This is a genomic window from Paucibacter hankyongi, assembly GCF_037482915.1.
GTDB classification, from domain to species: Bacteria; Pseudomonadota; Gammaproteobacteria; order Burkholderiales; family Burkholderiaceae_C; genus Paucibacter_A; species Paucibacter_A hankyongi.
Genome location: NZ_JBBHJX010000004.1, coordinates 130,699 through 144,692, shown reverse-complemented (window position 1 = coordinate 144,692; position 13,994 = coordinate 130,699). Strand labels below are relative to the sequence as shown.

Sequence of the window (13,994 nt, the reverse complement as noted above, 5' to 3'; positions counted from 1 at the left end):
GCTGAGTTATGGCACTAGTGAATGTTCTCGTTCCCGATATCGGTGACTTCAAAGACGTCGCCATCATCGAGTTGCTGGTCAAGGTCGGTGACACCGTGGCGGTGGACCAAAGCCTGATCACCGTGGAGTCCGACAAAGCCTCGATGGAGATCCCGTCCTCGCACGCCGGTGTGATCAAAGAGATCAAGGTCGCCCTCGGCGACAAGATCAACCAAGGCACGGTGCTGTTGGCGCTGGAGAGTGCAGATGGTGCTGCGACTGCGGCCGCCCCGGCACCCGCCGCAGCGGCTCCGGCATCAGCCCCTGCGCCCGCTGCAGCGCCGGTTGTGGCGCCCACCGCTGCCGCTGCCTACACCGGCAACGCCGATTTCAGCTGCGATCTGCTGGTGCTGGGCGCCGGCCCTGGCGGCTATTCGGCAGCCTTCCGCGCCGCCGATCTGGGTCTGAAGGTCATTCTGGTGGAACGTTATGCCACGCTGGGTGGCGTCTGCTTGAACGTGGGCTGTATCCCGTCCAAGGCGCTGCTGCATGTGGCGGCGGTGATGGATGAGGTCTCGCACCTGGGCGACCTGGGCGTTGAGTTTGGCGCGCCAACCCTCAACATCGACAAGCTGCGCGGCCATAAAGAAAAGGTCATCGGCAAGCTGACCGGCGGCTTGGCGCAGATGGCCAAGATGCGCAAGGTCACCACCGTGCGCGGCTATGGCCATTTCATCGACGCCAACCATGTGGAAGTGGAAGAAACCACCGGCGACGGCCAAGCCAAGACCGGCACCAAGAAGACGGTGCACTTCAAGCAGGCCATCATCGCGGCCGGCTCGCAGGCGGTGCGTTTGCCCTTCCTGCCCGATGACGAGCGCATCGTGGACTCCACCGGTGCTTTGGCGCTGAAGGAAGTGCCGAAGAAGATGTTGATCGTCGGCGGCGGCATCATCGGCCTGGAAATGGGCACGGTCTACTCCACCCTGGGCGCGCGCCTGGATGTGGTGGAGATGATGGACGGCCTGATGCAAGGCGCAGACCGCGACCTGGTCAAGGTCTGGCAAAAGATGAACGCCAAGCGCTTCGACAACATCATGTTGAAGACCAAGACGGTGGGCGCAAGCGCCACACCCGAAGGCATCAAAGTTCAGTTCGAAGGTTTGGACGGCACCAAGAGCGAAGGCACTTACGACCTGGTCTTGCAAGCCGTGGGCCGCACGCCTAATGGCAAAAAGATCGCTGCCGACAAGGCCGGCGTGGCCGTGACCGATCGTGGCTTCATCAATGTCGATGTGCAGATGCGCACCAATGTGCCGCACATCTTCGCCATCGGCGATGTGGTCGGCCAGCCGATGCTGGCGCACAAAGCGGTGCACGAGGCCCATGTGGCGGCCGAAGTGGCGGCCGGCGCCATCCTGGGCGATGCGAAGTTAGCCAAGAGCCAGTTCGATGCCCGCGTGATCCCCAGCGTGGCTTACACCGACCCCGAAGTGGCGTGGGTGGGTCTGACCGAAGACCAGGCCAAGGCCCAAGGCATCAAGGTCAAGAAGGGCTTGTTCCCCTGGACGGCATCCGGCCGGGCGATTGCCAACGGCCGCGACGAAGGCTTCACCAAACTGCTGTTTGACGACAGCGAAGAAGCCCACGGCCATGGCAAGATCCTCGGCGGCGGCATTGTCGGCACCCACGCCGGCGACATGATCGGCGAGATCGCCCTGGCCATCGAGATGGGCGCCAATGCGGTGGACATCGGCAAGACCATTCACCCGCACCCGACGCTGGGCGAAAGCATCGGCATGGCGGCGGAAGTGGCGCATGGCAGCTGCACGGATTTGCCGCCGGCACGGAAGTAAGCTCGCTTAATCGAGCAAAAAGCAAGAGCCCGGATCCGAAAGGAGCTGGGCTCTTTTTTTCGAGGCCTGAAGACGCAAACTTGCTCGGCATTACCCTAGGTCGGGCCGCGTGATCGGCGTCCATGGTGATCTCGCCTTCATTTCCCAGCGTCGGCGCTGGCCGGCATCGCTGCAGCCAACGCGTCAATGCGTCGGGTTCAGCACGTCGCGGCCGTGCATGCCATACAGGCCGTAGAAACGTTCGCTGGGGATGCCGATGATGCGGCGCTTGTCAGCTTCCACGCTCATCACTTTGTACTCGGGCTTGGCGGTGTCATAGCTGCAGAAGTTGGGCTTTAGGCGCCCCTGCCCATCGGCCAAGGCCATCACGACAGGGCTGTGCAGCGTGGCGCCGCGCCGCACCACCACGGCGAGGTCGCCATTGGCGAGTCGCACCAATTCACCGGGCGGGTACATGCCGAACTCCTTGATCAAGGAGGCCACCATCGGGTTGCTCGGGCCTTGCTCATAGACTTGTCGGGCCGCGGTTTTGATTTCAAGCGCGGGTCGATTCAGGCGCGGGCTGATCTTGGCCAAGAACACATCGACCAGCCGCAGCAGTTGGGCCATTTCCTCCACCTCACGCAGACCCTTGGGATAGCCCTTGCCCCCAGCTTGTTCGTGATGCTGCGCCACGCCCATCAGCCATTCTTCATCATCGATGCCGGCCTGCCGCAGGCGCCGGACGGCTTCTTCCGGGTGATCGCGCAGCAGTTCCCTTTGTGCGGCGACGGGTCGCTGGCCACTGATGGCAAACGTCCCTTGCAAGTCAATGATGCTGGCGTTCATGGTCAGCGAGGCCTTGACGGCGATGCGCTGTCGCGCCTCGGTCCATCCCAGACGGCGGGCGATCATCCAGCACAGGGTTGCCACATGCAAGGCGTGGCTGAGGCCATAGAGTTTCAACTGTTGTTGCTCTTGGCGAACCACTTGGTAGAGCGCCAGATCACCATCCTCCTGGGCCAGCGCGATGACGTCGTGGCTCACCTCTTCGCAGCTGCTGATGAAGTGCTCGCCATCGGTCAGTTTCTTCAACATCGAGTCAACCGACCACACCGCCTGCGACCAGCGCGTGGCCAGGGGCGGCGGTTCGGCTGGCGCTGACTGGCCGGCCTCGAGCGCGAGCAGCTCTTCCTGATCGGCATACATGCCGCGCTCGAGCAGGGCGGTGAGCTGTGCCGCGCTGAGCACGATCTGCCCCCGGGCCAAGAGCAGCCCGCCTTCGAAGTTGCGCACATTGAAGGGCAGGCGAGCCCCAATCTGAATTTGTTCTGCGACCAACTTCAACAATTGCATGGCATGCGGCCGGTTGATGTGCATTCCGGGCCTTGCCATGCCGGCGAAAGCCCTTGTTCAATGATCGACTCACTCAAGACTGCTGAGTCTATTGGAGCATTGATCGGCAGCGCCCCGCTTCTTGGTGCCATGGTGGGTGTAACGAAATTTTGCTTGCAATGTTCCACCCCCCCTTCATGGCCTCTGCGTTTTATTCGAGGCGGAATGGGGGCGCACCATATCGCCATGGGTTAGGGTGTTGAACTCCATGGTGCACACGTTTGGTGGCCTTGCTCGCCGAGCCACGTTCCTGGTGCGGCTTTCGCCAAGGTGGCCCGTGTGGCTAGCTGTAGTTTCTCAAGACGTTCTTCCCGTCAAAGCCGAGTCTAGAGGCGGGTGGTTTGTGGGAGACGGCGGAGTGTGGTCGATGGAAGTTGTAGTGCTGCATCCAGGGCTGCAACTCAGCGGCGCGCACGTCTGAGCTGGGGTAGCGGTAAGCATAGGCCCATTCACGCAGCAACGTCTGGATGAAGCGCTCGGCCTTGCCGTTGGTGCGCGGCGTGTAGGGCCGCGTGCGCTTGTGCTTGATGCCAAGCCGGTGCAACAACTTGGCGAAGCGCTTGGACTTGTAGGCCGAGCCGTTGTCGGTCATGAAGGCCTGGACCGGCACGCCGAGTTCACGGTAGTAGCGCAGTGCCGCGATCAGGAAGTCGCAGGCGCTGCGGCTGGTTTCGTCGCGAAGAACCCGGCTGAAGCCGACCCGGGAGTGGTCATCAATGGCCACATGCAGCGCTTGCCAGCCCGCGCGCGGCGTGTTGCGCGTGCGATCTCCCGTCACGCGATGCCCGGGCTGCTTGAAGCAGCCGAGCTTCTTCATGTCCAGGTGCAGCAACTCGCCGGGGCGGTCCTTCTCGTAGCGACGCACGGGCACGCTGTTCTGCACCGAGGGCAGCTTGGCCAGGCCAGCCTGTACGCAGACGCGCCCCACAGTGCTCTTGGAAACGCCCACCCGTTCAGCGATTTGCGCGTAGCCCAGCCGTTGATTGCGGCGCAGGCCTTCGATCCGTTCGGCCTTGCGCGCGTCAATTCGCGTGGGACTGCGGTGAGGGCGCGAACTGCGGTCGAGCAGACCAGCAACACCTTCAAGTTGATGGCGCCGCTTCCAGCGCGATGCCGTTCGCTTGCTGACGCCTGCCGCATCGGCGGCCTTCTTGGTGCCCTGCGAGGCAATGTTTTTGACCAAGTGCTCGCGGCCTCGCGGCGTTAATGAGGCATTCTTATGGCTGTTCATCCGAAGTTGCTTTGAGTTGATGGTTTGGCTTGAGAACCTCCATCTTCCCCGACTACTTCGGGTGAACAACCTCTTGGGAAACGACAGCTAGCCCGACGCGTCTTAGTCGGGGTTGGCCGCAATGATGCCGCTGCAATTGGCGACGCCGTAGCGGTCTACCGGCAAGCGAAAGCGCAGACCCAGTGGCACCGCCTCCCAGCGCGCGCGGGGCAGGCGGCAGGTCCAGATCTGCCCATCGGCATGGGCCAATTCCAGCTCATAGAACTCGTAGCGTTCGCCCAGGCGCTCAATGCCCAAGGGTGTTTGGCCGTCTGCGGCTGTGCCAAGGGTCTCGATGCGCAGCGGCGGTTGCGGCCATTGCGGCAACTGCGGCGCCACGCCTTCGCTTTGGGCTCGCCAAGAAGTGCGCCAGCCGGGCGCACGGTATTTGCAGTGCTCGGCAGCGGGCTGCTCTGGGTGTTGGGGGGCGGGCATCAGGCGCCGCGAAAGTTCGGTGGCGTCGGCAGGCATGTCGCGGCACCAGCTGGAGCCCAGTTCTTCCAGACGGCGCTCCACATCAATCTCCAGGCGCCAGGTCTTGCGCTCCACGCTGACCAATTTGCCGCTGGGTCCGAACAGACGCAGGCCGGCTTGCACAAGGGCCAGCAGCATCAGCAGGGCCAGCGCGATTTGCAGGGGCGGGCGCTGAAACAAAAGTCGGGGTTTGAAGGGGAGCGCGAGCGGCATGGCGCGCATTGTCGCGGTTGGGCCCAGGCATTTCATTGTCACCAGCGCTTCAAATTGGGTCACTAGACTGAAACGCATTCGTCGCAGTTCCGCCTTGTTTCTTGGTTCTTTCTGCGGGCGGCGATGTTTGTTTCATTCTCAGAGTCAAGACATGGCCGCCAACGCTCCAGGGTTCTTCGTCAGACAAGCTTGGCTGCGCCTGGTGCTGCTGGGGGGCTTGCTCGCGCTTTTGAGCGCCTGCTCGCCGCGCATGCTCTTGCTGAACGGTGTGGCGGATGGCTTGTCCAGCCAGGGGCAGGATGCTCAAGAAGACGATCTGCAACTGGCCCGCGAGGCGAGTGCCTATCACCTGAAGCTGTCGGAAGCGGTGCTGCGGCAAACGCCTGGCCATGTGGCCTTGGCCGAGTCGGTGGCGTCTGGCTTTACTCAATACGCCTACGCCTTCGTGGCCCAGTCGGCGGACGAACTGGCCACCCGCGACGCCCGTGCGGCGCAGCGGCAGCGCGAGCGGGCCGCGCGCTTGTACTGGCGAGCGCAGCAGCATGCGATGCGAGCCTTGGAGTTGCGCCATCCCGGCTTTGCTGTGGCCTTGGCGGCTCAGGCGAGTTCGAGCGGCTCAACAGCTCCGACGGCAACCGTCTTGAATCTGACCGAGGACGAAGTGGGTCTGGCCTATTGGGCCGCGGCGTCCTGGGGGGCCCATATTTCTTTGTCCAAAGATCGGCCCGATCAGGTGGCGGATCTGCCGCAGGTGGTCGCTCTGGCGAAGTTGGCCTGGCAGCGCCAACCCGACTTTGCCGACGGCGGGCTCAGCTCGCTGCGCGGCACGTTGGAAGCGGCGCGGCCTGGTGGCTCCAGCGCAGAAGCCGCGGCCTTGTTCGACCGGGCCGTACAGGCGGGTGGTGTACGCAATGCCGGTATCTGGGTAGCGCGCGCCGAAGCTTTGGCCCAGCCGGCCGGCGACCGTGCTCAGTTCGAAGCCTGGCTCAAGCAAGCGCTGGCGGTGGCTCAGAGCCGGCCCGATTTGGCCAATCAAGTGATGCAGGTCCGCGCTCAGTGGCTGCTTGACAGTGCTGACGACTTGTTTTGAGCCGATTTCTACAGCGCGCATTGCCCCGCGCATTGAACTCAGGGCAGATCGCGCCGCCCCTTCTTTTTCCTCTTCCAAGATCGGCCGCTTCGGGCGGCCCTCACAGCATGAAAACCATTTGCCGCAAGCTTCTTCTTCCCGCTTTGCTGACTTGGGCGGCCTTGCTGCCTACGGTTGCTCAGGCGCAAGTCGTGCAGCTGCGTCTGGGCACCGTGGTGCCGAAGAACTCGCTCTACCACCAGCAGCTCTTGGAGCTGGGTGAAAGCTGGCGTGCGGCTCAGCCGGGTGGGCGCTTTGTCGTCTTCACCGATGGCAGCCAGGGCGGCGAGGCCGAGATTGCACGGCGCATGCGCATCGGGCAGTTGCAGGGCGCGCTGATGTCGGTGGTGGGTCTGCGCGAGATCGAGCCCAGCATTGCGGCGCTGCAGAACCTGCCTTTGCTCTTCAAGAACTGGGAGGAAGTGGACTATGTGCGCGAGAAGATGCGCCCGGCCATGGAGAAGCGCTTTCTGGACCGCGGCTTTGTCGTCGTCGGCTGGGGCGATGCCGGCTGGGTGCGCTTTTTCTCCAAGGAGGCGACCTTTGCGCCCGATGACTTCAAACGCATGAAGTTCTTCGCCTGGGGCTCTGAGCCCGAGCAGCAAGCCATCATGAAAAGCCTGGGCTACACCCCGGTGCCGCTGGAGACGGCCGATATCTTGCCCTCGATGCAGACCGGCATGATCAATGTGGTGCCGTCCACACCGTACTTCGCGCTGGCCAGCCAAGTCTACGGCACGGCCTCCAACATGCTGGAAATCAACTGGGCGCCCATCGTCGGTGCCCTTGTCGTGACCAAGAAGGCTTGGGACGAGATGAGCCCGGCGGCGCAGACCGCGTTGCGCAGCGCCGGCGAGAAAGCCGGCCTGCAGATGCGCAACAAGGCCCGCCAGGAGGTCGATGAGGCGGTGGATGCGATGAAGAAGCGCGGCCTCACCGTCAACAAGCCGAACGCCGCCCAAATGCAGCAATGGAATGCCTTGGCCGAACAGCTCTACCCGCGCATCCGCGGCAGCATGGTGCCGGCCGAGACCTTTGATGAGGTCTTTGTGCATCTGAAGGCTTACCGCGCAGGCAAGGGGCGTTGAGCTTGGGTACTTTCAACTGGCGAACTTGGATGCGCTTTGACGAGGGCCTGTCGGCGCTGGCCCTGGCCTTGATGATGCTGATCCCCACCGCGGAAATCGCCATGCGGCCGCTCTTGGGCCAGGGGGTGGATAACGCCTCGGTGCTGGTGCAGCATTTGGGCTTGGTGATGGCCATGTTCGGCGCCTTGGCGGCCGAGCGCCACGGCCACTTGACCAGCTTGGGCGCCAGTGGTGCAGGGCAGCTGGACGCCTCGCAAGCCACGCCTCGGCAGCGCTGCATGCTGGCGCTCTCCAAAGGCGGTTCCGCCTTGATTTGCGGTGCGCTGGCTCAAGCCAGCTGGCATTTTGTGCGCAGTGAGATGGAGGCTTCTCAGCCGCTGGCTTACGGGCTTCCGGTGTGGTGGGTGCAGGCCTGCATGCCGCTGGGCTTTGTCTTGCTTGGAGCCAAGCTGGCCTCGCGCAGCGCCCAAGCCTGGCCTTGGCGGCTGCTTTTGGCCGTGCTGCTGCCGGCCCTGGGTTGGGCGGCGGCCGCTGCCTTCGACGGACGCCCCGTGGCGTTGATGTGGCCGCTGGCCTTGGCGCTGCTGGCCTTGCTGTTTGGTGGCGCGCCGATTTTTGCGGTGCTGGGTGGTTTGGCCTTGCTGCTGTTTTGGCAAGATGGCCTGCCCTTGGCATCCGTGCCTTTGTCGCACTACCAAATCACCGTCAACCCTTCGCTGCCGGCCTTGCCCTTGTTCACCTTGGCCGGGCTGATTTTTGCGCGCACCGGCGCTGCGCAGCGCTTGGGCGATTTGTTCTTGGCCCTGTTCGGCTCCGGGGTGCATGGCACCGTGCTGGCGGCAGCCGTCTTGTGCTCGGCCTTCACCGCCTTCACTGGCGGCAGCGGGGTGACGATTCTGGCCTTGGGCGGCCTGCTCTTGCCCTTGCTGCGCAATGCCGGCTACCCCGAGCAGCGCGGCATCGGCTTGGTCACCAGTGCCAGCGCTTTGGGTGTTTTGTTGGCGCCCTCGGTGCCCTTGATCATGTATGCGGTGATTGCGCGTGTGCCAATCAAGGACATGTTTTTGGCCGGCCTGATCCCAGCGCTGGTGATGGTGGCCAGCCTTTTGTTCGTGGGCGGCTTCTGGCGCACCAAGGGCAGTGCCCCTTCGGTCAGCGCTCGGGCCTCATTCAACTGGGCTCATTTGGGGCAATGTGCCTGGCGCGCCAAATGGGAGGTCGCCGCACCGGTGGTGGCCATTGGCGCCCTGGTCAGCGGTTTGGCCACGCCCACCGAGAGCGCGGCACTGACCGCCGCTTACGCGCTGGTCACCCAGGCGCTGGCGCACCGCGAGCTGACTTGGCGCTCCTTGGGGCGCTGCCTGAGCGAGTGCGCGCAGATCATCGGCGGCGTGATGTTGATTCTGGGCATGGCCCTGGCTTTGACGAACTTTTTGGTCGACGCCGGCATTCCGGACGCCGCGGTGGAGGCCGCTCAAGCGTGGATCCCCAATCGCTATGCCTTCTTGCTGGCTTTGTGCCTGTTCTTGTTTGTGGCCGCGGCGCTGATGGAGATTTATGCCGCCTTGGTGGTGCTGGTGCCTTTGCTGCTGCCGGTGGCACTGAGCTACGGTATTGAGCCGCTGCATTTCGGCATTATTTTTCTGGCCGCGATGGAGGTGGGCTTCTTGTGCCCACCGGCCGGCATGAACATCTACTTCGCCTCGGCCATGTTCAGCAAATCGCTGCGCTATGTAGCCTCCTCGGTGCTGCCCGCTTTGCTGGCGATCTTCTTGGGCACTTTGGTGATTGCTTGCGTCCCGTGGTTGTCGACGGGATTGCCGGCCTTGCTGAGGCATTGAGATGCCTTGCTTTCAAAGGGGCAGGCCCTAGCGCTTCGGCGGCCCGGCCCGCCGCCGTGCTCATGGTGCCCGGGTCGGCTCTGGCGAGCCGACTTCCCTCGGTCTCACTGCGCGAGTCAGCGGCGGCAAACTAACTTCGCTCGCTGGCACTCGCTGCGTTCAAACAAATGCCGCCAAGTCAGAACTTGAAGTGCGCTGCGCGCACCTGACCCGCTCCGCTGCGCCCTCGGCCGCGCACAAATCGCCCGTGGTCGGGCCGGGCCACCTGCGGGGTGGTCTTCACCATCGTCGAGAACTCCCAAGTCTGGCCATGCGAGCGCACTGCGGCCCCGGCGGTTGCTCGGGTTGCAGTTCCTATGGAATCAGCGAATGTGGAGCCATTGACGCGACAAAGCGCTTCGCTAGACTGTGCGGCCGGCCGTCTTTTTCCCTTCTCTGAGACCCCCATGACAGTCCTGAACACCCAGCGTCTGCGACTTGAACCCTGCACCGATGCGCATTTGGAGGGCTTGTATGCCCTCAATAGCGACCCTGAGGTGATGCGTTACATCACCGGCAAGCCCGAAACCCGCGAGGGTACCCAGGCCATGATTGACAGGGTCAAGGCGCGCTGGGTCGACACCGGCTACTCTTGGTGGAGTTTCATCGACAAAGAGAACGGCCAGATCATTGGTGCGGGCTGCATTCAGCATCTGGCTCGGGATGTGGCCAATCCTTTGGAGATTGGCTGGCGGCTGCGCAAGGACCGTTGGCACCAGGGCTTTGCTTCCGAGGCGGCCCAGGGCATGGCCAGCTTTGCATTCGATACCCTGAAGACGGACTTGCTAGTGTCGGTTTGCGACCCAGCCAATACCGGCTCCTCCCGAGTGATGGAGCGTTTGGGCATGAGCTACCGCGGCCTTGAGCGCTGGTATGACATGGACACCTCGGTCTATCAAATGTCCGACCGCGACTGGCTGGCGCGGCAAAGCTGAGCCCGCCCTCCGCTCCTTAACCCACACCCATTCAAGAACACCATGAGCACACGCATTGCCGAATACCCGATTCACTCGCAGTTCACCGAGCGCTGGAGCCCGCGCGCGCTGAGCGGTGAGGCGATCGCCCGCGAGACCTTGCTGAGTTTTTTTGAGGCGGCGCGATGGGCGCCTTCGTCTTCGAATGTGCAGCCCTGGCGCTTTGTCTATGGCTTGGCTGGAACGCCCGCATTCGATGCGATCTTTGCCAGCTTGGTGCCCTTCAATCAGGACTGGGCGGTGCGCGCCTCGGCCCTGGTTGCCGTCATATCGGCCAAGAACTGGCCGAAGCGCGAGGGCAGCGAGACCAAGCCTTTTGGCTCGCACAGTTTTGACACCGGCTCGGCCTGGATGAGTCTGGCCCTGCAGGCCCACCATGCGGGTTGGGTGGCGCACGCGATGGGTGGCTTTGATGCCGCGCGGCTGCGCCAAGCGCTGGCGGTGCCCGAGGATCACCAACTCGAGGCCGTGGTGGCGATTGGCAAACCGGGCGACAAGGCCTTGCTGCCGGAGGCACTGCAGGCGCGCGAGGAAGCCAGCACGCGCAAGCCCTTGGCCGAGATCGTTGCCGAGGGGCGCTTCTCGTTTTAAAGGGGGCGGAGTGAACCCCGCTAGGAGCTCAGGCCTCGTCCAGCAGCGGGCGCAGCTGATCGTCCCAATGCTCTAGGTCGGACTGGCTGATCTGCAGCCAGTCCAGCACCGACTCCCGGTGCGCTCCCCAATCGGCGTCATCGGGCAGGCCTTCATGTTGGCGCATCAGGTGCTCGGCGATCAGGCCGGCGGCGACCAAGGTGTGCACCTCGGGCTCGATGCCGGCATGTCCCAGCGAGGCCATGTCATGGTGCAGGCGAATCGCTGCCATCAGCTCGGGCGCCATATTCCAGGCTCGCGCCAGCAGGGCGCCGGCGACCGCGTGGTCGGTGCGGTGGTTGGCGTTCTCCGTGGCGACATAGCTGCGGTCTACGCGGGCGGCGGCTTCCACCATGGTGGAGCCATAGCCGCGCACGCATTGCAGCAGCACCGGCATGCCGACGTGGCAGAACAGACCGTAGGTATGCGCCAGGTCCGGTGAGAGGCCCGGCAACTGGCGCGCGACAAAGGCCATGGCCAAGGCGCGTTTGGTCGAGCGCTCCCAGAAGCGAGCCAGATGGGGGCTGTTGATCGGGATGGCGTTCTTCACCAGGAAGCCGGTCATCACGGCGGCGGTCTCTTTCAAACCGATGCGGGTCATGGCCTGGCCGACCGTGGTGCAAGGCAGGCCATCGGAGAGGTGCATCGGGCTGTTGGCCAGGCGCAGCAAGGTGGCCGACATGGCCACATCGCTGGCGGCAATGCGGGCCACTTCGTTCAGGTCGGGTTCGGCGTAGGCCATCGCCTGCTGCAGGCGAGCCAGCAACTCGGGGCAGGGCGGAATCACGATTTGCTTGAGGGCACCGCTCTTGCGCGAGTGGTCAATTTCTTGCTGGACGGTCTGGATGCTCATGGGAAATGGGGTCGGTTGAGGCTGGAGGCGGCTCGCTTTAGCCTCGCACAAAAAGCGCGGCAAGCCGGCCTTTCAGTTGCTCATCATTATCGGCTGGGTCATCGCCGGCTTGATTCAATTTGACCGTGAACTTTGCGGCGTGAACAGGGGCCACGTTAGGATGAAGGATCGCCCCTGTGCCGTCCCAGCTGTCCTGATGAACCGTCCAAGCGTCTCCGCATCCTCTTCTTCTTCGACCAAGTCGGCCAGCGCCGCCATCAGCATTGAGGCCCTTTGGCAGTTCGACCGCCTTGCCGGCTTGGCCTTGTCACCGGATGGACAGCGTGCGGTCTGCAGCGTCAGCCGTGCCGATATGGCGGCCAATCGCAGTCGCAGCCAGCTCTGGCTTTTGTCGACTTGTAGGCAGCAAGCGCCGCGAGCCTTGACCCACTGTGGCGACAAGGATGGGCAAGCGGCCTGGTCGCCGGATGGGAAGCACATTGCTTTTCTGTCGCGCCGTGAACAGCAGGGCAGCAAGGATGAGTCGGCCCAGCTTTACGTGATGGCGGCCGATGGCGGTGAGGCTCGCCGCGTCAGCGAGGTGGCCGCTGGCGTTGAGGCCTTCAAGTGGATGCCCGATGGCCGGCACATCGTCTTGATCGCCTGGGTCTGGCCCGAATTGAAAGGCCTGGCGGCGCAGAACAAGCGCATGCAGGAACACAAGGCGAATAAGGCCAGTGGCTACGTCACCAGTGAGGCGCAATACCGCCATTTCGATCACAACGTGCCGGCCGGTCGGGTGGCGCATCTGCTGCGACTGGAGCTCGCCAGCGGCCGTCTTGTTGATCTGCTGGAGGGCAGTGGTTTTGAGCTGCCTCGCGACAACCCGGGCGCCGATCTGTTTGACATCAGCCCGGACGGGCGGCGCTTGGTCTTTCAATACGACCCGGCCCCGCTCAAACGGGCCGGTCAGCGATGCGCCTTAGCGGAGCTGAATCCGCTGCGAACTCGGCGCGCTGACGTGCGGGTCTTGCTGGATGAGCCAACACATGATTTTTCGACACCGAGTTTTGATCCCAAGGGGCGAGGCTTGGTGGCGATTGCGACACCGCTGCGGCCTGTGCATACGATGCTGGGGCGGCTGGCACGGGTTGAGGCGGATGGTGCGTGGCACCTGATCGGTGCGGACGCTGATCTGGAGCCTGAGGCGCCGCTGCGCTGGTCGCCCGCCGGTGATGCGATCTACTTTGCGGCCCAGCAGGCCGGCCGTTGCCATTTGTGGCGCCAGCGCCTGGATCAAGGCGCGCCGGAGCTCGCCTGGCGGGGCGGCTGGCTGCAAGGCTTTGATCTGCGGGCCGACGCTGATGGTGAAACGGTATTGGCTTTGGCGGCCGACAGCTTGCAGCACCCGGTGCGCATCCATGCCCGGCGGGGCGAGGGGACCTTGCTGCGTCTTGAGCACTTTAATGACGAGTTGCTGGCCGGCCTGCGTTTGGGCCAAGTGCAAGAGCTGAGCCTGCCGGGCGCCTTGGGCGATCCGCTGCAAATGTGGCTGGTCTACCCGCCGGGCTTCAAGCCTGCCGGCAAGAAGAAATACCCGGTCTTGCATGTGATTCATGGCGGCCCTTACTCGGCCTGTGGCGATACCTTTGGCTACCGCTGGAACCCGCAGTTGCTGGCCAGCCAGGGGCATGTGGTGGCGATGGTCAATTACCACGGCTCCAGTGGCTTTGGCCATGCGTTTCGCCACAGCATCATGGGCCGGATGGGTGAGCTGGAGTTGCAAGACATTGAGGCCGGCACCGATTGGCTGCTGCGTCAGCCCTGGGTCGATGGCAGTCGCATCTATGCCAGCGGTGGCAGCTATGGTGGCTTTATGGTCGCCTGGATGAATGGCCATGTGGCGCCCGGCCGCTACCGCGCCTACATCTGCCATGCCGGCGTGTTCGATCGGGTGGCGACCTGGAGCGCCGATTCCTACAACCAGCGGCCTCGGGATCTGGGCGCGCCTTATTGGCAAGAGCCGGCCAAGGTGGCGGCGCAAAGCCCGGCCAGCTTTGCCGCCCATATGCAGGCCCCGACCCTGATCAGCCATGGCGCCTTGGACTACCGCGTGCCGGATCACAACGGTCTGGCCTACTACAACACCTTGAAGGCGCGCGGGGTGCCGGCGCGCTTGCTGTGGTTCCCGGATGAAAACCATTGGATCCTGAAACCGCAGAACTCCAGGCAGTGGTATCGCGAAGTCTTCGACTGGTTGGCCAAGAATTAAGCGCTCAGGCGCAGCGCCGGGCG

The 13,994-nt window shown here is 63.7% G+C and carries 11 protein-coding genes; 7 read left to right on the top strand and 4 right to left on the bottom strand.

The genetic code is table 11. The features are described from left to right. The first annotated feature begins 8 nt into the window (after positions 1-8). Positions 9-1,835, top strand: coding sequence for a dihydrolipoyl dehydrogenase (gene lpdA / locus WG899_RS08900; protein ID WP_339595276.1), 1,827 nt, complete (start codon positions 9-11; stop codon positions 1,833-1,835). Positions 1,836-2,018: 183 nt separating this feature from the next. On the opposite strand, the gene WG899_RS08895 is transcribed toward lpdA, so the two are convergent. From WG899_RS08895 to WG899_RS08885, 3 genes are all read right to left on the bottom strand, one after another. Next, positions 2,019-3,170, bottom strand: a complete 1,152-nt coding sequence (locus WG899_RS08895; protein ID WP_339595275.1) for an HD-GYP domain-containing protein — start codon at positions 3,168-3,170, stop codon at positions 2,019-2,021. 322 nt (positions 3,171-3,492) lie between these two features. After that, positions 3,493-4,440 carry an IS481 family transposase gene (locus WG899_RS08890; protein WP_339595274.1) on the bottom strand — a complete coding sequence of 316 codons (948 nt, stop codon included), beginning with the start codon at positions 4,438-4,440 and terminating at the stop codon, positions 3,493-3,495. A gap of 102 nt (positions 4,441-4,542) precedes the next feature. Continuing rightward, positions 4,543-5,166, bottom strand: coding sequence for a hypothetical protein (locus WG899_RS08885; RefSeq protein ID WP_339595273.1), 624 nt, complete (start codon positions 5,164-5,166; stop codon positions 4,543-4,545). 151 nt (positions 5,167-5,317) lie between these two features. Between WG899_RS08885 and WG899_RS08880 the strand changes: the two genes are divergently transcribed. The 5 genes from WG899_RS08880 to WG899_RS08860 all read left to right on the top strand — a co-directional run bounded on the left by WG899_RS08880 (position 5,318) and on the right by WG899_RS08860 (position 10,828). Beyond that, the gene (locus WG899_RS08880; protein WP_339595272.1) at positions 5,318-6,256 is read left to right on the top strand and encodes a TRAP transporter TatT component family protein; all 939 of its coding nucleotides are present in this window, start codon (positions 5,318-5,320) and stop codon (positions 6,254-6,256) included. Between the two features lie 107 nt (positions 6,257-6,363). Then, a complete protein-coding gene (locus WG899_RS08875; protein WP_339595271.1) occupies positions 6,364-7,383 on the top strand; it encodes a TRAP transporter substrate-binding protein in 1,020 nt (339 codons plus the stop codon). A 29-nt stretch (positions 7,384-7,412) separates the two neighbouring features. Further along, positions 7,413-9,224 (top strand): TRAP transporter large permease, encoded by a 1,812-nt coding sequence (locus WG899_RS08870; protein ID WP_339595270.1) that lies wholly within the window; start codon positions 7,413-7,415, stop codon positions 9,222-9,224. A gap of 446 nt (positions 9,225-9,670) precedes the next feature. Continuing rightward, the gene (locus tag WG899_RS08865) at positions 9,671-10,198 is read left to right on the top strand and encodes a GNAT family N-acetyltransferase (RefSeq protein ID WP_339595269.1); all 528 of its coding nucleotides are present in this window, start codon (positions 9,671-9,673) and stop codon (positions 10,196-10,198) included. Positions 10,199-10,240: 42 nt separating this feature from the next. Next, the gene (locus WG899_RS08860; protein WP_339595268.1) at positions 10,241-10,828 is read left to right on the top strand and encodes a nitroreductase family protein; all 588 of its coding nucleotides are present in this window, start codon (positions 10,241-10,243) and stop codon (positions 10,826-10,828) included. 28 nt (positions 10,829-10,856) lie between these two features. Here the strand turns inward: WG899_RS08860 and WG899_RS08855 are convergent, their stop codons facing one another. Further along, positions 10,857-11,720, bottom strand: a complete 864-nt coding sequence (locus tag WG899_RS08855; protein WP_339595267.1) for an HDOD domain-containing protein — start codon at positions 11,718-11,720, stop codon at positions 10,857-10,859. A 196-nt stretch (positions 11,721-11,916) separates the two neighbouring features. Here WG899_RS08855 and WG899_RS08850 point away from each other — a divergent pair, with 196 nt between their 5' ends. Continuing rightward, positions 11,917-13,971: a S9 family peptidase gene (locus tag WG899_RS08850; RefSeq protein ID WP_339595266.1), complete on the top strand. Its 2,055-nt coding sequence runs from the start codon at positions 11,917-11,919 to the stop codon at positions 13,969-13,971. Positions 13,972-13,994: the final 23 nt, after the last annotated feature.